18 protein-coding genes are annotated in these 19,392 nt (G+C 52.7%); 16 read left to right on the top strand and 2 right to left on the bottom strand.

The features are described from left to right. Window position 1: 1 nt before the first annotated feature. Entirely contained in the window at window positions 2–1,690 is a 1,689-nt protein-coding gene (locus AC0YOA_RS00090) for a response regulator (protein WP_475784864.1), read from the bottom strand. A 411-nt stretch (window positions 1,691–2,101) separates the two neighbouring features. Between AC0YOA_RS00090 and AC0YOA_RS00085 the strand changes: the two genes are divergently transcribed. The 16 genes from AC0YOA_RS00085 (at window position 2,102) to AC0YOA_RS00010 (ending at window position 18,427) form a co-directional block, all read left to right on the top strand. Continuing rightward, a complete protein-coding gene (locus AC0YOA_RS00085; protein WP_475784863.1) occupies window positions 2,102–3,181 on the top strand; it encodes a phage baseplate protein in 1,080 nt (359 codons plus the stop codon). A gap of 48 nt (window positions 3,182–3,229) precedes the next feature. Beyond that, a complete protein-coding gene (gene tatA, locus AC0YOA_RS00080; protein ID WP_379113194.1) occupies window positions 3,230–3,448 on the top strand; it encodes a twin-arginine translocase TatA/TatE family subunit in 219 nt (72 codons plus the stop codon). After that, on the top strand, window positions 3,445–4,203 hold the full coding sequence (gene tatC / locus AC0YOA_RS00075; protein WP_475784862.1) for a twin-arginine translocase subunit TatC: 759 nt from the start codon (window positions 3,445–3,447) through the stop codon (window positions 4,201–4,203). Before tatA ends, tatC begins: the two co-directional genes overlap by 4 nt. Window positions 4,204–4,405: 202 nt before the next feature. Next, window positions 4,406–5,065, top strand: coding sequence for a TraX family protein (locus AC0YOA_RS00070; RefSeq protein ID WP_475784861.1), 660 nt, complete (start codon window positions 4,406–4,408; stop codon window positions 5,063–5,065). 262 nt (window positions 5,066–5,327) lie between these two features. After that, window positions 5,328–5,843, top strand: a complete 516-nt coding sequence (locus AC0YOA_RS00065; RefSeq protein WP_475784860.1) for an MgtC/SapB family protein — start codon at window positions 5,328–5,330, stop codon at window positions 5,841–5,843. A gap of 356 nt (window positions 5,844–6,199) precedes the next feature. Next, entirely contained in the window at window positions 6,200–7,300 is a 1,101-nt protein-coding gene (locus AC0YOA_RS00060) for an alcohol dehydrogenase catalytic domain-containing protein (protein ID WP_475784859.1), read from the top strand. A 251-nt stretch (window positions 7,301–7,551) separates the two neighbouring features. Beyond that, a complete protein-coding gene (locus AC0YOA_RS00055; RefSeq protein WP_475767003.1) occupies window positions 7,552–8,313 on the top strand; it encodes a DeoR/GlpR family DNA-binding transcription regulator in 762 nt (253 codons plus the stop codon). A gap of 118 nt (window positions 8,314–8,431) precedes the next feature. Then, window positions 8,432–9,310 carry a carbohydrate ABC transporter permease gene (locus AC0YOA_RS00050; RefSeq protein WP_475784858.1) on the top strand — a complete coding sequence of 293 codons (879 nt, stop codon included), beginning with the start codon at window positions 8,432–8,434 and terminating at the stop codon, window positions 9,308–9,310. Between the two features lie 63 nt (window positions 9,311–9,373). Continuing rightward, window positions 9,374–10,177 (top strand): carbohydrate ABC transporter permease, encoded by an 804-nt coding sequence (locus tag AC0YOA_RS00045; RefSeq protein WP_475785770.1) that lies wholly within the window; start codon window positions 9,374–9,376, stop codon window positions 10,175–10,177. A gap of 51 nt (window positions 10,178–10,228) precedes the next feature. Then, window positions 10,229–11,572 carry an ABC transporter substrate-binding protein gene (locus tag AC0YOA_RS00040; RefSeq protein ID WP_475784857.1) on the top strand — a complete coding sequence of 448 codons (1,344 nt, stop codon included), beginning with the start codon at window positions 10,229–10,231 and terminating at the stop codon, window positions 11,570–11,572. Between the two features lie 87 nt (window positions 11,573–11,659). Continuing rightward, window positions 11,660–12,418 (top strand): glycerophosphodiester phosphodiesterase family protein, encoded by a 759-nt coding sequence (locus AC0YOA_RS00035; RefSeq protein ID WP_475784856.1) that lies wholly within the window; start codon window positions 11,660–11,662, stop codon window positions 12,416–12,418. Window positions 12,419–12,503: 85 nt separating this feature from the next. Continuing rightward, on the top strand, window positions 12,504–12,992 hold the full coding sequence (locus AC0YOA_RS00030) for an MgtC/SapB family protein (protein WP_475785769.1): 489 nt from the start codon (window positions 12,504–12,506) through the stop codon (window positions 12,990–12,992). 183 nt (window positions 12,993–13,175) lie between these two features. Beyond that, window positions 13,176–14,183: a DUF3231 family protein gene (locus AC0YOA_RS00025; RefSeq protein ID WP_475784855.1), complete on the top strand. Its 1,008-nt coding sequence runs from the start codon at window positions 13,176–13,178 to the stop codon at window positions 14,181–14,183. Between the two features lie 169 nt (window positions 14,184–14,352). After that, entirely contained in the window at window positions 14,353–15,759 is a 1,407-nt protein-coding gene (locus tag AC0YOA_RS00020; protein ID WP_475784854.1) for an MATE family efflux transporter, read from the top strand. Window positions 15,760–15,969: 210 nt separating this feature from the next. Then, on the top strand, window positions 15,970–17,403 hold the full coding sequence (locus AC0YOA_RS00015) for an aldehyde dehydrogenase family protein (protein WP_475784853.1): 1,434 nt from the start codon (window positions 15,970–15,972) through the stop codon (window positions 17,401–17,403). 205 nt (window positions 17,404–17,608) lie between these two features. Beyond that, window positions 17,609–18,427 (top strand): SDR family oxidoreductase, encoded by an 819-nt coding sequence (locus AC0YOA_RS00010; protein ID WP_475784852.1) that lies wholly within the window; start codon window positions 17,609–17,611, stop codon window positions 18,425–18,427. A gap of 296 nt (window positions 18,428–18,723) precedes the next feature. On the opposite strand, the gene AC0YOA_RS00005 is transcribed toward AC0YOA_RS00010, so the two are convergent. After that, window positions 18,724–19,071 carry a winged helix-turn-helix transcriptional regulator gene (locus tag AC0YOA_RS00005; RefSeq protein ID WP_475784851.1) on the bottom strand — a complete coding sequence of 116 codons (348 nt, stop codon included), beginning with the start codon at window positions 19,069–19,071 and terminating at the stop codon, window positions 18,724–18,726. Window positions 19,072–19,392 lie beyond the last annotated feature (321 nt).

Below are 19,392 nucleotides of genomic sequence, written 5' to 3'. Positions count from 1 at the left end.
GCTAATTCTGTTCCGTGCAGCAGCGGTCCCTGAACTCCTGCGGTGTCATATGCAGCTCCTTCTTGAACACCTTGGTGAAATAATGGGCTGACTCGAATCCGACGCTGGCCGATACTTCATGAATTTTTAGCCGGGGAGCGGCCAGCAGCTCCTTGGCTTTTTTCAGTCTCAGCTCTTTAATTCGGTCGGACAGCCGGGTACCCGTCATTTGCCTGTACAGGCGCGACAGGTAGGTCGGATGCAGGTAGACATGGTTGGCCAACCTGTCGAGCGACAGGTCCTCGGCGAGATGCTGCTCGATATATTGATTCACCATCGTCAAAATCTTCTGTGTCCGGTCCTGCTGCTCGCCCGTCCTCAATGCAAACAACCGGCTGGAGAGTTCCCGGTAATACTCCTCGGTCTCCGCCCACGATACGAATACTCCCCTGTGAAGCAGCGTTCCCGCCTCCCTGGAGGCGGTTACCGCCTCCAGCAGCCCCCACTGGTTCATGTAAGACAGAAAAAGGGAGGCGAAGGCGTACTCAAGCTCGACCAGGAACGGCTGGAACGCGGGGAATTTCTGCAGCGTCCGGGCGGTTTCCGCAATGTCCTCGTACAAAGCGAAAAATTCATCCTTCTGACCGCCCAGCAGCAGGGCTTCCAGCTGTTTGACCGCCTTCAGCCGAAGGGCGATATCCTGCTTCGTGAGACAGGCCAACTCGGGGGACAGGGAAGAGGGAGCCGGCACCGCGTCGGACAGCAGCATCTCCATATCCTGACCGAAGCCCCGCTGAAGCAGCTGCTCCAGCCGCATATATTGGGCAGCCGCGGTGGACCACGGGCAGCAGACCGAGCTGATGGCAATCGATAGCGGCAGCTTCAGCGTCGTCCGGCACGCATCCTGAATATCGGACATCGTACCGTGAACAAAGGCGGCGCAAGCCTCCCATTCCGTGACTTTCGCAACACTTCCGGATCCGGCGTCTCCCGCCGCAGGCTGAATGAGCCATATTAGGCGGGAGGGATTGGCCGGGATCGAGAGCAGCCGGAGCGTGTTCATGTATTCTCCGGAAATATTTTGTACAGCGTACATAAGCAGCGATTTATCCGAAGGACGCAGATCGTCCGGCCATTGGTCGACCCGGCCTACCGCCAGCAATACATTTTCCGCTGCCGACAGCGGAATCTGCAGCTCCTCGAAGCGGTCGCGGTCGACGGCCTTGGCACTCAGCTCCCCCTGCAGCAGCCCGGATATATATTCATTGCGCAGCATCGGTCCTGCCGCCTGCATTTGCTCTCTTGCCCTCTGCAGCAGATTGTCGGACACCCGCTCATCCCTCAGCCGTTCGATCGCCCTGCCGACGGCGGCAAGTATCGGCTCGTCGCCCTCAACCTTGAGAATATAGTCCATTCCGCCGTTTCGCATGGCCGACTGGATATAATCGAAATCGCTGTAGCCCGTCAGAAAAATGACTTTGCAGCGCGGCCAGCGCTCATGAATTTTCTGCTGGAGCTCGATCCCGCTCATCCCGGGCATATGAATGTCGGTCAGGACGATATCCATCTTGGAGGCTGTCAGGATCGCCAGCGCTTCGTGGGGCGAATACGCGCGGTATACGTTCAGCTCTTCCGGTTTCCAATCCAGAAATTGTTCGTAGAGGCCGCTTACGATTCTCGGCTCGTCGTCGACTATCAACAGATTGTACATTGCACCGTTCCTTTCCCCGTTTGATTTTCTCGATGATGAGGCAGCGTCCGCCCCAATACGGGCAGGAATATCTGCAGGCCAGGCGATTCCTGCAAGCTCCGCCTGTGCGTGCTCCGGCTTCCCGTTATCCGTTCATTATAAATGTCCTGCCGGCAGGCGCAACGGATATATCGCAACAAGTTGACGATTGGCTGGTATTGTCAAGATAATACCCTGATATTCGCGGCGCGCTGATTGCGTCTGTCCTTTCCGGCAAATGCTCATTCAGCATGGGTCTATCATAATTTGGAAGTAAATCTAAAAAGTTGATATTTTACCGCCGATATCGGTTTTTTTACTCTATTCCGCTGCCGTGATTTTCAATAAACTGACGATGTAAGGCGAACAAACACTCATATCGGAGGTGTAATTATGATGGAGACCGGCAAAGAGAAGGAAGAAAGAGCCAGGGATGAAAACGCAAACATTTCGGCGGAGCAGGAGTCGGCTTCACTATCGGACAAAAGCTTCAGCAGGCGGAAATTTCTGATGCTGAGCGGAGGGATCGCCGCAGCGGCAATGTTCCCAGGCATCGCGCTTGGCGGCGGCAGAAGCAGAGCGGCAGCCGCGGTTCTTCCGAACAGTCCGCGCTTCTCGCTGAGCGGCTCGGGCGGCGAAATGTTCCGCGACGTGTCGCTCGGCAGCGCAACGGTTATGCAGTCCTTCGGGTTCGACAGCGTCAACAATGCCATTTATACGGTGCAGATTACGTACGGCTCGCCCTCGTCCTCGGGCGATCTGACCGTGACGAAGCTGAGCATGACAGGCACGATTCTCGGTCAGATGGCACTGAAGGGATTCGGCCACGGCGTATCGATCGGCGTGGAGCCGTCCGGCACTTCGGCCTATCTGTGGACAGAGACGGATGGCGTCATCGATGGAGCGGACAGCTGGGGCTCGAAAATATGCCGGTTCCCGTTTGCCAATGGCACGACGCTGTATAATACCAATCCGTCTCTGACCAAATACACGGTGCCGGGCACGGGCAACTACAGCTACACCTGCAATATCGATAATTACCATGGCAATCTGATTGTCCGCTACCGGGACGCGACAACCAACCCCCGCTTTGACGTATACAATTTGCAGGCTTTCAAAGCCGGCGGCCGTACCGCAATCGCGAGCGTTTATCAGCCCGCGACATTGGGTGTATTTCAAGGCTATTGCGTATACGGCAAATATTTGTACCTCCTGGATGGAACCGCCTATAGCACCTCGAACCCGTCGCCGGGCAATACGTATTTGACCACCGTCGATCTCAATACGGGCACACAGGTGGACCGCTTCCATACCCAGGCCGGTGTGTCGCTGGCCTATCGGGAGCCGGAAGGCATGGCCATTCGCTTGACGAATCCGAACGACGAGAGCACAGGCCGTCTAAGCTTCGGCTTCGCGTCGGGAGCGGCCGGCAGCCGGAAAGCGACTATTTTCTACAAGAATTCGTTTCTATGATTCTCTATGATAATGACTTCGCAAAAAACATAGCGGGAGGGATAAATCATGGGTATGCTGTCGCCGTGGCATATTATTTTAATCGCTTTGGTGGCTCTTCTGTTGTTCGGGCCGAATAAACTGCCTGAGCTTGGACGGGGCTTCGGAAAAATGTTCCGCGAATTCAAAGACGCTACAACGGGAGCGCTGTCGGCTTCCAGAGAACCGGATAAGGAGCTGCCTTTGGATGAGGCGGGGAGCAAGGCGGCTGAGCCGCGCAATTCATGATCGGAATTTCTCCGGGCAGGCAGGGAACCCGGGAGCGTAAAGGTGAGATGACGCTTGTCGGGCATTTGACCGACTTGCGCAGAAGAATCGTATTCGCGCTGGCCGCGCTTCTTGTCAGCGTGGCGGCTGGGCTGATTGCGGCGCAGACGCTGATCGAATGGATGAAGAGCATGCCGCCTGCAGACCGGCTGGCCTGGAACATGTTTTCGCCGGGTGATGCGCTGCGCTTGTACTTGAATGTCGGATTCATCAGCGGAGCCGTCGTATCGCTTCCGTTCTCCATGTACCAGCTGTGGCTGTTTCTAAAGCCGGGGCTCATGGAGGAGGAGCGGAAGGTCTCGTTTATGTTTATTCCCGCCGCGCTGCTGCTGTTTCTGGCGGGTCTCGCCTTCGGTTACTTTATCGTCTTCAGAATGGCGATTATGTTCACTTCGAGTGTCGCGCATCGGCTCGAGTTGACCGAAACTTACGGCATTATGCAGTATTTCTCCTTCCTGTTCAACATTACGATTCCGATAGCGCTCATGTTCGAGCTGCCCATCGTTGTGCTGTTTCTGACGAAGCTGCGGCTGTTAAAGCCGCGCATGCTCCGCAAGTTTCGCCGTTACGCATATTTCGTGCTTGTTATCGTCGCAGGCGTTATCACACCGCCCGATGCCGTATCGATGCTGCTCGTTTACGTGCCGATGATCGTACTTTACGAGGGCAGCGTTCTGCTATCCGGCAGGATGGAAGCGAAATCGCAGCAATCCTGACAGCTGGCCGCACGGCAATCCCGTCTTTCGCTTATAAATAATAAGCGATGGCGGGATTTTTTTATGTCACTGCGCCGGCGGGACGGGGCAGAGGTGCAGGAAGCGCGCCAGCCCAGCATGTCCTTGAAAGTAGCGGACATATGCGGCATTATATAGAGGAATGGAGCCGATCGGCACAATTACAAGGAAAAGAGGAAAGCATATGCAGCTGATTGCCATGGTGACGATGCTCATCGACCATCTTGGCGTAACCTTCTTCAAGGATCTGACAATTCTGCGGGTGATTGGCCGGATCGCGTTCCCTATTTACGCCTACTGCATTGTACTGGGATACAAGCGGACGAGCAATATGAAGCTGTACATGCGGCGTCTGTTCTGGATTGCGTTAATTTCCCAGCTGCCTTTCACATTTGCTCTCGGTACCGTTGGGGTGAATGCGGCAGGAACGCTGCTTGTCTGCCTCGTCGTGCTGTACGGAATTGAGAACTGGAGGAAAAGCATCTGGATTCCCGCCGCAATCGCAGCGGCCGTCGTCATGGAGGTGCTCGACTTCGATTATGGCGCTTACGGGCTGCTGCTTGTGCTCATTTACACCTATACGACAAGCCATTTTATGGTGCTCGGCCATTTTGGCCTGAACATCCTGTTTATTATTCTCAAGAGCTGGGTGCTGGAGCTCTTCAGCATCTTCTCGACGGTGTTTATCGCCTACTGGCCCGAGATATTCAGGCAGATGGAGCGGCGGCGCATGCCAAAATGGCTGTGGAGAAGCTTCTATCCCGCCCATTTGGCGCTGTTGGCCGTACTGGAGCTCATTATTGGAACTGGGCCGATTGAAGAAATAATAAAACGAATTTTTTGATTTCCGTTTCGGCAATCGTTTGATATGCGGCAATCATCCATAAAATGCCTTCAAGATTATTCACCAGCTCCGGCCTCAGACCCCCGCGGCCAAGAAGAAACGGCTGTCGCCGTCCTTTGGCGGCGCAGCAAGTTTCTTCCCTCAGAAATATCAGAAAAGGCAAGTCCAAATTTTTATACTTTCTGGTTTTTGGATATATGGGCCGTTCCGCTGTTTGGCGGACGGCCTTTTTTGTCCAAATAGTAAAAAAGGAGGTGGTCATATGCTGGATGGCCTTTTGATGGACGCCAAGATGCATATGAAAGACTATTATGAAATGTATGTGCGGGTATCTCTGAGCGCTATTCTCGGATTCCTGATCGGTTGGGACCGCGAATCGAAGAGCAAGCCCGCCGGATTGAAAACCTATATGTACGTCTGCGTGGCGAGTACGCTCATTACCTTGATTTCCATATACAGCGTCGAAAAATTCAGCACCGGCAGCGACGGAACAATGATGGACCCGATGCGACTGACCGCGCAGATCGTATCGGGACTCGGTTTTCTCGGCGCAGGCGTCATACTGAAGAATGGCCTCAAGATTAGCGGGCTGACCTCGGCGTCGATGATACTGTTTGTCGGGGGTGTGGGAATCGGGATCGGCGCCGGATTTTACGGCATGGTTATTTTTACGGTCTTTATTTCGGCGCTGATCGCAAAATTCGGAAGTTATCTGGAGATAAGAGTATTTAACCGCGCCAAAAATACGCTAGAGGAGAAGAACGAGGAAGCGCTGTAGCGATCGGGGCATGAAATATTCGCCCGCCTCTGAATGGGGAGGGAGGCAGAGCCGGATAGGCAGTAGGACTGGACCGGAGGCGGAATGGAACGCCCCGAAAGAGTCCTGGTGCCGGTCCGGTTTTTTTTGACCCTTACAGCATTTATAAGTACTCCTATGGCTTAATCGATTGACACAAACGAGCATGTATGAACATTATAAAATTAATATCCGTCTTATATGAGCAAATATAAATATTAATAAACATATTTACTCAAAAAAGTATTGACGATAGCCCGTTTTGGCGGTATTATCTCCATGTGCACAAATGAACATTTATGATCATAAAAACGCAATAACGAGCGGAGGGTTAGAGATTGATTCAACCAAGTGACAGCATAACGAAGGTTAAATCCAAGGCTTACAGGCTGATCAAGCCGCATCAAATCATCGAAGCGACGATTGAGCACGAGGTTTCGGACCGGCAGGTCGTGGTCGAGCCGTCGATGGGCAGCATTTGCCACGCCGATTTGCGCTATTACAGCGGGAACAGAAGACCGGAGGCTTTGGAGCGTAAGCTGCCGATGGCGCTCATTCATGAAGGTATTGGCACGATCGTTGCCAGCGGGGCGCCCGAGCTGAAGCCCGGTCAGAGAGTGGTGGTAGTTCCGAATATTCCCGGCTATCTGTCGGACGGCATTCCGCCGGAGCAATGCTGCCCGGCATGCCGCACTGGCAGCGGCGAGAACTATTGCCACCGCGGCCGGTTTCTGGGAAGCGGCATGGACGGAATGGCCCAAAACCGGCTGGTGATGCCCGCCCCATGCGTGATTCCCGTGCCGGACGAAGTGCCGGACGAAATCGCCGTCCTCGCCGAGCTGTGCTCGGTTTCCTATCAGGCGCTTTCCCCCGTGGCGGATAGGCTGGCAAACTCAAGGATCGCCGTCTTCGGAGACGGGCCGGTCGGCTATCTGGCTGCAGCCGTGCTGCGGCATGTATATGGCGTCGGACGCGACCGCCTGCTCGTATTCGGGGCGATTCCCGAGAAGCTCGCCCAGTTCGATTTCGCAACGGTAAGTCTGGTTCAGGATTATGATTTCTCTTCCGATCCCTCCTTCGATATCGCAGTCGAATGCACCGGCGGCCGGTTTTCCGAAAGCGCAATCAATCAGGCCATCGATATTTTGAGGCCAGGCGGGCAGCTGATCCTGATGGGCGTGACGGAAGACCGGGTGCCGATCAACACAAGGGATGTGCTGGAGAAAGGAATCACGATGAGAGGAAGCAGCAGAAGCTCGAGAGCTGATTTCCATCCTGTGCTGGCGGCGATGAAGGACCAGGATTGTCAACGCACGCTCGGCAGACTGCTGCCGGAGAAGCGCACTGTTATTGCTTCCGCCGGCGATTTCGATAGTGCCATGAAAGAGGCGGAGGCTCATCGGAGCTGGACAAAGGTTATGCTCGACTTCCGCTGGTAAATGAACATTTTCGAGCATGAGGCTGGTGGAGATAACCGCCCGACCATTCCCGATGCGAGCCGGTCAGTTTGCTCACAAGGAAGGTCTTCTGTATGATACGCCCGCAGTTTCCTTAACGATATCCGCCTTACTATGTATCTCCATGCTGCAGGATCGTTCCCGGCTTGCATCAGCAAACGCGCGCACTTGCAAACAAATACAAAAATCATACAATAGATATGAGTAAATATGAACAGGTGTGGAGGATGTATATGTTAGCAGCAGAGCGAAAAATGCGAATTGTGGAACATGTGAGACAATGCCGGATTGCGACGGTTGCCGGGCTCGCGCAGCAGTTCAATGTCCATGAGGCGACAATCAGGCGCGACCTGATGGAGATCGAACAGGAAGGTCTGCTGAAACGGACGCATGGCGGCGTGATCGCCGAGCAGTGGACGCATGACGAGCCGCCGTTCAGCGAACGCTCGTCCAAGCAGCTGGAGCAGAAGATGCGGATTGGCCAGATGGCGGCAGGGCTTGTCGAGGATGGAGAACATATTATTATCGATTCGGGTACGACAACGCTTCATATTGCCCGCAATCTGATTCACCGCTCCAATATTATTGTCGTGACGAACGATATCAATATCGCCGCCGAGCTGCGTGATGCCTCCGGTGTCAAGGTAATATTGACCGGAGGAGAGCTGTATCCGTCAAGCTACATGCTCAACGGCATGTTTACCGATCATGTGCTTGAATCGCTTCATGTCGAGAAGGCTTTCATCGGAATTCCCGCCATTCATCCCGTTCATGGGCTTATGCATCCGGAAGCGCAGCTTGTGCCCGCCAAGCAGGGGATGATCAAGGCGGCCCGGGAAATTATCGTCGTCACGGACGACAGCAAAATCGGCAAGCTGTCCCTTCATACCGTAGCTCCGAACAGCGCCATTCATACGCTCATTACCGGGACGGAAGCCTCGGAGGAGGAGCTCAAGCCTTTTCGGGATTTCGGCATGACGGTGTATTCGGTTTAACGGCAGGTACATTATGGGATAAGGCAGGCAGCTATTTATTGAAGGAGGTAAGTGAATGGCGCCCATCGGGATTGCCGATAGAATGAAACAGCGGCAGGCAAAAGGAGAAGGTATCGGAATGAGTCGAAGACGGCTATGGGAAGGGCTGCGTCCCTATGTCATGATCGGTCCGGCCATGGCGGGCATCTGCCTGTTCGTCATGTACCCCGTCATTTATCTGATATATTTGAGCTTTTTCAAATACAATCTGATGAACAAAGCGAAGAGCAAATTTATCGGCTTCGACAATTATGACCAGATTTTCACACGCGGAGATTTCTACAAGGCGCTGGGCAATACGGCGGTGTACACGGCAGGAGTCGTTGTTCTGACGATGGCGATTTCGCTGCTTATCGCCGTATGGATCGGCAAGAAAGGCCGGCTGAATGCCGTCGTGCAGGCCGGCATCTTCACTCCGCATATTATTTCCATTGTATCCGTATCGCTCGTGTGGCTCTGGCTGATGGAGCCGAATCTGGGCTTTCTCAATTACGTGCTGAAGGGGGTCGGGCTGCCGGCCTCCCCATGGCTGCAGAGCTCCCGGACAGCGATGCTGTCCGTCATCATCGTGTCGGTATGGCAGGGTATCGGCTACTACACGCTGATCATGGTGGCGGCGCTGCAAAGCATTCCAACCCCGCTCTTCGAAGCGGCCAGGCTGGATAACGCCGGCAAGCTCCAGGTATTCTTCAGAATTACATTGCCGCTTATTTCACCTCAGCTCTTTTTCGTACTGATTATTATGACGATCGGTTCCTTCAAAGTATTCGACACCGTCAAGATCATGACCGGCGGAGGCCCCAATGATGCCACCAATACGCTGGTCTACTATATTTACGGCTTCAGGACCACGAATATCGGCTATGCGTCCGCCACGGGAGTCGTGCTGATGGCTATAATCGCCCTGCTGACGCTGCTGTATTTCCGGCTGCTGTCCAGGAAGGTCCATTACCAATGAAACGCCCGACAAGTTCGGGAAAGGGGGTCCAAAGCCTTGAGGCTTGAATTCAGACATTTGCGGATGTCATTGAACGCGCTGCTGAAGGCGGCCGTGCTGGCGGTATTTATTTTCCCGTTCCTGTGGATGATTTCGACCTCGCTCCAGACATTCCGGGAAACGCTGTCATTCCCGCCTACCTGGATTCCGGCGTCGCCGCAGTGGGGCAATTTTGTTGAGGCAATGCAAGCCGGGCCGTTCCTGACCTATGCGCGGAATTCGCTCGTGATTACGGCGTCGGTCATCGTGCTCCAGCTGCTTGTGATGATTCCGGCTGCATACGCTTTCGCCAAATACAGATTCAGAGGGAAAAATGTCCTGTTCGGCATGGTGCTGCTGGCCTTCATGATCCCGGGCCAGGTGACCTTCATTCCCGTCTATCTGATGCTGGCGGATTGGGGGATCATCAAGACACTGCTGCCGCAAATCATACCGTTCATGTCCAACGCCTTTGGCATTTTCCTGCTGCGCCAATACTTCATGCAGATTCCCGAGGAAATCATCGAAGCGGCTAGACTGGATAATGCCAGTGAGTATAGAATCATGTGGAACATAATGACACCGATGTCATTGCCGGCGCTTGCGACGGTTGCGCTGTTCAGCTTCGTCAGCCATTGGAACGATTATTTCTGGCCGCTGGTCATGACGGATTCGTCCGCTGTCAGGCCGCTGACGATCGGCATTTCAATGCTCCGGGAAACCGAGGGCATCAGCAATTGGCATATCATTATGGCCGGCAACGTCGTGCTGGTTGTCCCCATCCTGCTTGTTTATCTGGTCTGCTCGAGGCAGATTGTGAAAGCGTTTGTTTATTCGGGGATCAAATAGCCGGCTTCGTTGTCCGTTTTTCCAAAACATATATGACGGAGGAGATTAGCAATGCGCAATAGAGCAGCAAGCCTTGCACTCATCATTGCCTTATTTGCCAGCCTGCTGGCAGCTTGCAGCGGCGGGAATCCGGAGAATCAAGCAGCAGGCTCGGACACGGGGAATTCCAATGCGCCAGCGGCAAACTCGACTGTTCCCGATGATGCCGCTTCAGGGGAGAAGACCACCGTACAGTTCTGGCATTCGGTAGGCGGCAAGAACGGCGAGTATTTGGATGCATTGATCCAGCGCTTCAACGCAAGCCATGACGATATCAAAGTGGTCGGCACCTTTCAGGGGGGGTATGATGAAACCGTTACCAAACTGCAGCAGGCGGTTTCTGCCGATACCGCTCCGGATGTAAGCATGCTTGAGCGTGCCTATGTGGAGCTGTTCGCGGATTCGGACGTGCTGGAGGATCTGACGCCTTACCTGGATAAGTCGAATATGAGTTCCGACGACTTCACACCGGGCTTGATGGGACATTCCGTGTTCAACGACAAGCTTGTGTCGCTGCCCTTTAACCGTTCAACCCCCATTCTGCATGTCAACAAAACGCTGCTCGACGAGCTGGGGCTGCCCATTCCCGCGACATGGGAGGAAATGAAGAAGACGGCCAATGCGCTGGTCGTCAAAGAGAACGGCGAGTATAAGCGCTACGGTCTGACGATGCCCTACGACACCTGGTACCCGATCGCCCTTATTTCTCAGGCGGAAGGCCAATTTTTCAATGATGACAACACATCCCTTGGTTTCATGGACAATGGCGTGGGCGTCAAGGTGTTCCAATATTTGAAGGATCTCCAGAATACCGGCGCCCTGTATTATCCGCCTGCGCAGGATTCCGGAAATATCGTCAATCAGATGTTTCTGGAGGGCAAGGTCGGCATGATGTTCCAGTCCACAGGGACGATTGGAAGCCTCAAGGAAACAGTCGACTTTGATTATGTGACCGCTTTCCTGCCGCAGGATCAAAAGTATGCCAGCCCGACGGGAGGCGCCAACGTCTCCATGCTGTCCGGCTCCAAGCATAAGGAAGCGGCATGGGAATTTATCCGTTACCTGATGGATGACCCGGACGGCGGTCTGCAGTTTATTCTCGATTCCGGATATCTGCCTTTCACGAAGAAGATGGCGGAATCCCAGGAGATCCAGGATCTATGGTCCAAGGAGCCGAACCGCAAGGTGGCATACGATCAGCTTCAATATGCCGTCGATACGAACAAGGATGTCGCCTGGCCGGAAATCATGCATGAATTTTTCTCCGCAATCGAAGCCATTATGTACGACAGCAAAGATATTCCTTCAACGCTTGACACCTTCAAGAAAGAAACAGAGCGGATTCTCGCCCAGTAACGGATGGAATGGAACCGATGCGGCGGCGGCATAACGCTTGCCGCGCCGCATCACTTTTAAAATTGGCAGATAAGGGAGGAATGCGGGATGATAGAACGTCTGCAGGATAATTCCAGGGTTATCGTTGCCGGACACCGCGGCTATAAATCTGCTTATCCGGAGAATACGCTTCTGGCATTCACGAAGGCGCTGGAGCTTGGCGCCGATATGCTGGAGTTCGATTTGCGGTTCTCCCGGGACAGGGAAGTCGTCATCGTCCACGATGAGACCGTAGACCGCACGACCGACAGCTCCGGAAGTGTGAGTGACTTTACGATGGCGGAGCTGGGCCGGCTGGATGCGGGAGGGTGGTTCGGCGGTGAATTCGCGGGACTGCGGATTCCGACTTTAACCGGACTGTGCGAGCTATTGAAGCGGTACCCGAATGTTTTGCTGAATGTGGAGATCAAGCCTGCCGCGGACAGCCGGGAGGTTGCCGATGCTGCGATTGTTGAGCTCGGGAAATACGGATACCTGGAACGCTGCGTATTCACCAGCTTCGATGCGGACGTCATTGCTCATATCCATGATCGTCACGGACTGAGAACGCAGGGATTCCCGGGTGAGAATATGAGCAATTTCGTTGCCGGACCCGGCGGAACCTATTCCAAGATGTGGGCGGTAGGGATCAGCATGAAACAGTTGACGCCGGATATTGTGCGCCAATTCCGCGGAATGGGGCTGCTGGCCTGGTGCTATTGCCCGGATGTTGAGGAGCAGGTCCGTTATGCACGGGAATGCGGCGCGACTCTGATGACCTGCAACAATCCGGTGCCTGCGCTGAATATCGTCCGCAATTCGGGTTGAACACGCCGGCGCAGGGCTGCTTCGACATAATGCGGCAAACGAAGGGAGTGGGCTTTAGTTGGACAGTTTGCTCGTGAGCGTCAAAATGCATCTGTTTCAGCATTATGAGATGTATGTTCGGGTGTCGCTCAGCGCGCTGCTCGGATTTCTGATCGGCTGGGACCGCGAGTCGAAGAGCAAGCCGGCAGGCTTGAAAACCTATATGTACGTCTGCGTCGCCAGCACGCTCATTACGCTCACATCCATATACAGCGTGGAGAAATACAGCACCGGCAATCTGCGGACCATGATGGATCCCATGCGTCTGGCCGCGCAGATTGTGTCCGGTCTCGGATTCCTGGGCGCGGGCGTCATTCTCAAAAATGGCCTGCAGGTGAAGGGGCTGACCTCTGCGGCCATGATATTGTTCGTCGGCGGAGTCGGAATCGGAATCGGCGCCGGCTTCTACGGAATGGTCATCTTCACCGTCGTCGTAACGATGCTGATGGCAAGGCTCGGAAATTTCGTGGAGAAACGCAAATTCGTGCGCTCCAAAAATGTATATGGAGAGAACGGGGAAGAGTTGACGTTATGAAGGAGCATCCTGCAAGAAGATAGATATAAACGATTAACATCTTTTAAGCTTTCATTCATCGCACAATCAGTTTTCGTACTTTGACAGGAGTTATCAAATATGGATTAGCTTGTAGACAGGATGATCACATATTGCAGCGGCAGGAGGCACATATTAAGAAAAACTTGCCGAGGAGCGTGTTCTATGCGCACGAAACAGAAGGTCGGATTAACTGCTTCGGAAATTGCCGCCCTGTGGTCTGCTTATATCAGCTGCAGCATGGCGATCTGCCTGTCCCAATATTTCTTGAAATATCTGGAGGATAAAGAGGCTCGCCCATTACTTGAAGAATCGTTAAAGAGATACCAGGCCCATTTGAAGAACATCACGCATATATTCACAGAAGAAAAATTCCCGGTCCCCAGAGGGTATAACGATGATGATGTGGACTTGTCCGCGCCTTCCTTGTTCTTCGGCCTTTTCCCGCTTAGTTATATTTATTCGGTCAGCCGGATGGATTTAATTTCGTATTCTGCCTATACGACCAGTGCTGCACGGGAAGATGTCCGCGCGTTATTCTCGGACTGGATGCAATTTTCATTGGAGATGTTCAATAAAGCGACGGATCTGATGCTCTCCAAAGGTATTTACGATCGGCCAGCCTTCATTCCGTATCCCGAACATGTGAGCTTCATGAATGATAAACCAGGTATGCTCACCGAATGGTTCAAGCCGAAACGGCCGTTAAATGTATTGGAGATTTCCGACATCTTCTTCAATCTCGAGCGAAATAATTATGCCGTAATACTGCTGACGGGATTTTCGCAAATCATCCGAGACGACCAGATCAAGCAATATTTATTGCGCGGGAAAAAGCTGGCCAACAAGCAAATTGAATTTTTAAATGAAATCTTGATCCAGGATGATCTGCTGGGAAACAATATGGTTAATACGGATGTCACAACCTCGACCGTTTCGCCATTTTCCGAGCGGTTGATATTGGGGATCATCACATTGACCAATTCAGCGGCCGTTTCCTTCCTGGGACGTTCGCTGTCGACCGCAACGAGAACGGATTTGACCGTAGAGTATTCCAAGCTTCTGTTGGAGGTTTTGAAATTTGGCAAGGATGGCATGGATTTGCTGATCGAGCGGGGATGGATGGAGGAGCCGCCGCACGCGCCAGACCGGAAAAAGCTTGCGGGTGTTTAGATATCCCGATCCCGATTCTCCTAAGTCCTGGGGCATGAATCCTTAAGAAGTCGCAGATTTGCGGCTTTTTTTGTTTACCTTAATGTCCACTTGTCCAGCCCAATGATGTACAATAAACCAATAGGGCGCCTGGCGCCGCAAGAAGAACGGATAAGGAGACGAACGCACAATGACATCCTCTCAGCAAAAAGCAGCCCGGCCCAGCCTGACGGAAGGGCCAATCGCCAAAACATTATTTGTCTTTTCGCTGCCGATTTTACTTGGCAACGTGCTTCAGGCGCTGAACGGCTCCATCAATTCGATTTGGGTCGGCAAGTTTCTCGGTGAAACCGCATTGGCCGCGACGTCCAACGCCAACCTCATCATGTTTTTTCTGATCAGCGCCATATTCGGAATTTCCATGGCGGCAGTCATCCTGGTCGGACAAAATCTGGGGGCCCAGCGGGTTCAGGACGCCAAGAAGGTAGTCGGCACCAGTACGGTGTTTTTTGTGATCTTATCCATTATTATCGGAGCCATCGGCGTGATTTTCTCGCCAGCCATTCTTGATCTGCTCAATACTCCGGCGGACGCCAAAACGCTTGCGGTGTCCTATACGCGCATTATTTTTGCCGGCGTCCCGTTCATGTTCGGGTTCAATCTCATCATGGCCGTGCTTCGGGGCTCGGGCGACTCCAAGACGCCTTTTTATTTCCTGCTGCTGTCCGCCGTGCTTGATGTCGCGCTTAACCCGCTGCTGATCCAGGGCTTTGGCCCGTTTCCCAAGCTCGGAATTGCGGGCTCGGCTCTGGCTACGCTGATCGCCCAATCGATCAGCTTCGTCCTGCTTGTCCTCTATCTGTACGGGAAGAAATACTTCCTGCGGCTGACCCGGAATGATCTGCATCTGCTCCGCATGGACTGGCTGGTCATCAAAACCCTTATCCAGAAGGGGCTGCCGATGGGACTGAATATGGTCGTGGTGTCGCTCAGCAACCTGATTCTCATTCATTATGTCAACGCTTACGGCTCCGAGGCGACGGCGGCCTTCGGCATCGCCAACCAGATCTCAAGCTATGTCCAGATGCCTGCACTGGCTGTGGGAGGCGCAGTCACCTCGATGGCTTCGCAAAATATCGGGGCCGGACGGTGGGACCGCGTTTCACGCATTACGTGGTCAGGCGTCGGCTTCAACGTTCTGCTGACAGGAGTGCTCGTCCTATGCCTGCATCTGTTCAACCGCGAAGCGCTCGGCCTGTTCTTGCCGCAGGAGGGAAAGGCCATCGATCTTGGTGTGCACATCAACAATATTACACTATGGTCCTTTATAATATTCGGCGTATTCAACGTTATGGCCGGGGTTATCCGGTCATCGGGTTCGGTAGTCGTGCCGTTGATCGTGTCCTTCATCGCCCTCTTGATCGTCCGTATTCCGCTTGCTTCCTTCCTCGGCATCCACTATGGATTCGATGCTATGTGGTGGAGCTTCCCGATCAGCTTCGCCATCGCCACGGTGTTGACCGCTCTGTACTACAGATACGGGGGCTGGAAAAAAGCGTGCCTTCTGCAGGCGGCAGGCGGGGCTGCTTCCGCATGAGATGAATCATGAACGAGCAAACTAAATAGATTGATTTGCTGCATTATCCGGTGGTTTGTCAAGATCCTCCTACCCGACTGATTGCACAGGGTAATAATTAACTGCTTGACTTAAAGTTAACTTTAAGGTTTATGCTGTGCTTGTGCCGAAGATAACCGATAAGTTATCGGCGGCGTTTTTCAAAATAATATTCCCGGGAGGAATCTTGACGTGAAAATCATCGATCAGATCTATATCAACGGCCAATTCGTGAAACCGCTGGGTACGGAAGAGCTGGAGCTCATTAATCCTGCTAACAAGCAGGTGATAGGCAAGGTCGTTTTGGGAAATGCCCAGGATACCCGGCTCGCGATTGCGGCAGCCAAAGCGGCGTTTAAAACCTATTCCAAAACAACCGTAAAAGAGCGTACCGACATGCTGCAGCGGCTGCATGATGCAATGATGAACAAATTCGACCAACTGACGCAGGCAACAATCGAGGAATACGGCGCTCCGGTTTCCGTTGCCACGATGTTGACCAAGCTCGCGGCTGATGCCTTTCTGCACACGAAAGAGGTTGCCGAGGAATATGAATTTACAAGATTCGCGGGCAAAGCCAAGGTACACATGGAGCCGCTTGGAGTCGTAGGTGCGATCACGCCCTGGAATGCGAATTCGACTCATATTGCCAATAAGCTCGCACCTGCCCTTGCCGCCGGCTGCACGATGGTTTTGAAACCAAGCGAGCTCAGCGCCATTCAGACGCAATTATTCACAGAATGTATTCATGAAGCCGGCATTCCGGCCGGTGTCATCAACATTGTGAACGGCAGGGGAGAAGTCGTGGGCGAAGAAATGACGCATAATCCGGATATAGCGGTCATGGCCTTTACAGGCTCTACACGGGTCGGGAAAATGATCGCCAAGGGCGCGGCGGAACAATTGAAAAGAGTGACGCTGGAGCTGGGCGGCAAATCGCCTAACGTCATTTTGGACGATGCCGATTTTACCAAAGCGATTCCGCTCGCGGTAAGCGCCGGATTCATCAACAGCGGCCAGGCCTGTCTGGCCGGCACTCGTCTGATCGTTCCGGAATCCCGTCTGGAAGAAGTGAAGCGGCTGATCAAAACGGCGATCGACGCCGTAAAAGTAGGCAATCTGTCGGACAAGACGTCCCTGATTGGTCCAATGGTAAACCAGAAGCAGTATGACACGGTGCAGCGTTATATCCGGCAGGCTATCGAAGCCGGAGCCGAATTGGTAGCCGGTGGGGAAGGAAGCCCGGAAGGGCTTGAAGGGGGATATTTCGTCAAGCCGACGGTGTTCGCCAATGTAACGAACGACATGGCCATTGCCCGGGAAGAAGTGTTCGGGCCGGTTCTGGTCATCCTGACCTACAAGACCGAAGAGGAGGCGGTTGAGATCGCGAATGACACCTCTTACGGCCTGCAAGCCTTTGTCAGCTCGGGCAGTCTGGAGCGGGCAAACCGTGTGGCCGAGCAGATCGTCGCGGGACGAATATCTGTCAATGGCCTGCATGACGAGCCCAAAGCGCCCTTCGGCGGGTTCAAGCAATCCGGAATCGGCAGGGAGCATGGCATTTTCGGCATCGAAGAATATTTGGAGCCGAAGGCCATCATCGGCCATGACGCGCTTCTTGTTTAAATATCATGCTTACAGCCAAGCCTTGGAATCAATCGGGGTTTGGCTTTTTTTATGGATTGACGTTATATTTGTGTTGCTATATGATTAGAACGAACGTTCAGTTCTAGGCAGGCAGCTGGTTATGCATTCAGGGACATTTTGAAGCATGATTAGAATGAATGTTCGATTTATGGTCGGATCAAAAAAACAATTTGGAGGAATAACAATGAATAAAACAATCTTTATTACGGGAACAAGCTCAGGCCTGGGTAAATTAACAGCCATTCATTTTGCCAAGCTGGGCTGGAACGTCGCAGCTACAATGAGAACACCGGAGAAAGAAACGGAACTTACCCAATATGACAACATAAAAATCTTCAAGCTTGATGTTACAAACCTTGAACAGGTTGCAGCTTCCGTCGAACAGGCGGTTGCCGCCTTCGGAAAAATCGATGTCGTTGTAAATAACGCCGGTATGGGTACTTACGGCCCGCTGGAATTAGCCAAAGAGGATGCCATCGACTGGCAGTTTGCCGTTAATACGCGCGGAACGATTAATGTAATCCGCAAATTTTTACCTCATTTCAGGGCTAATGGCGGCGGCATGTTTATCAACATCAGCTCCTTCATGGGAGTGACGACAGCCGTACCGCTCGGATCGCTTTACAATATGTCCAAATTTGCCCTGGAAGGCTTAACGGAAGGTCTGTATTACGAGCTGAAGCCGCTGAATATCGAGCTTAGACTGATTGAGCAGGGCGGCTCGGAAGGCAATAATTTCAAAGAAAATATAACCTGGAATAAAGATGCCAGCATTACGGCTTACGATGATTTGATGACCAGGGTCGAGAGTCTGATGGAGAATGCGGACAGCAGCCAGTTGGACGATCCTCAGGTTATCGTCGACGCCATTGCTGCCCAGGCAACAGGGGAGAGCAATAAATTCCGCACACTGATCGGTGACGCGGGCAACGGGCTGATGGCGCTTCGAAACTCCGTGCCTATTGAGGAATACCTGGAGACCATCGCGCAAAGTTATAAGTAAGTAGCTGCCGAAAAATCAGAAGCTGATTAAAAGTCGCGTACTGCATCGCGGCTTTATTTATTAAGATGGAAGTATGCCGGATATTGAATTTACAAGTTACGGATTCCGATGGAGCTCCTTTTATTTTGAATCAGTTTCTTGCTGATATGCAGGGGCATGATAAGCACCATATCAGGCAAGTAGAGGAAGTTATTTGATCAGCCCTCTGAAAAGCAGATGTTCGCAGACGTTTGGGTTGGTACCTTTTTTCCGCAATATAATCCAAATCTAAGTCCCCGTCTGACCGCAGACGGGGATTATTTTATGCTGCTGCCGCTTAACTCTTCTGCAGGGCACGAATTTTCCAACTGCGACCACTCCCACATGGCAGCGAAAATAGGCTGGAGACGCCGCCCGCGTTCAGTAAGCTCATATTCGACATGCAAAGGCACACCAGGGTAGAGGGTACGCGTAACGATTCCTTGTTCCTCCAGCAGACGCAATCGATCGGTCAGCGTTTTCGGACTAATCGGCTGCAGCGAACGCCGCAATTCCCCAAATCGTTTAATGCCATTAAATAAATCGCGCAGAATGAGAAGCGTCCATTTTCCTTCCAGGATCTTCAGGATGGGCTCTATGGAGCCGGAGCATGCCGTATTAATCATGAGTACTTCCTCCCGGTTCATTTTTTGAAGCTGTTTTTCAAATGTACCATAGTTCGCTGCAGATTTGAACTCACATTTAATAAACGAAAGGGAGAGGCAGTGCCCTTTGGGCCGGAGTGTTTTGGAGGATTCGGGAGGGGCAAATTGGGACAACCTATTTAGAATCAAACTTTCCGCAAAAAAAAGCCCCGGACACATGCCGCGAAGCGGAATGAAGTGCACCCCTTAGAATAGACATTGGAAAAACCCCCTGGTTATTCCGATGAATTCTAAGGGGTGCATTTTTATGGCGATTAAAGGACAAAAGTATCAATACTATCC

It is taken from the genome of Paenibacillus sp. JT22N12, assembly GCF_056269365.1.
The sequence above is the reverse complement of the archived record's forward strand: the minus strand, read 5'-3'. Positions and strand labels throughout refer to the sequence as shown.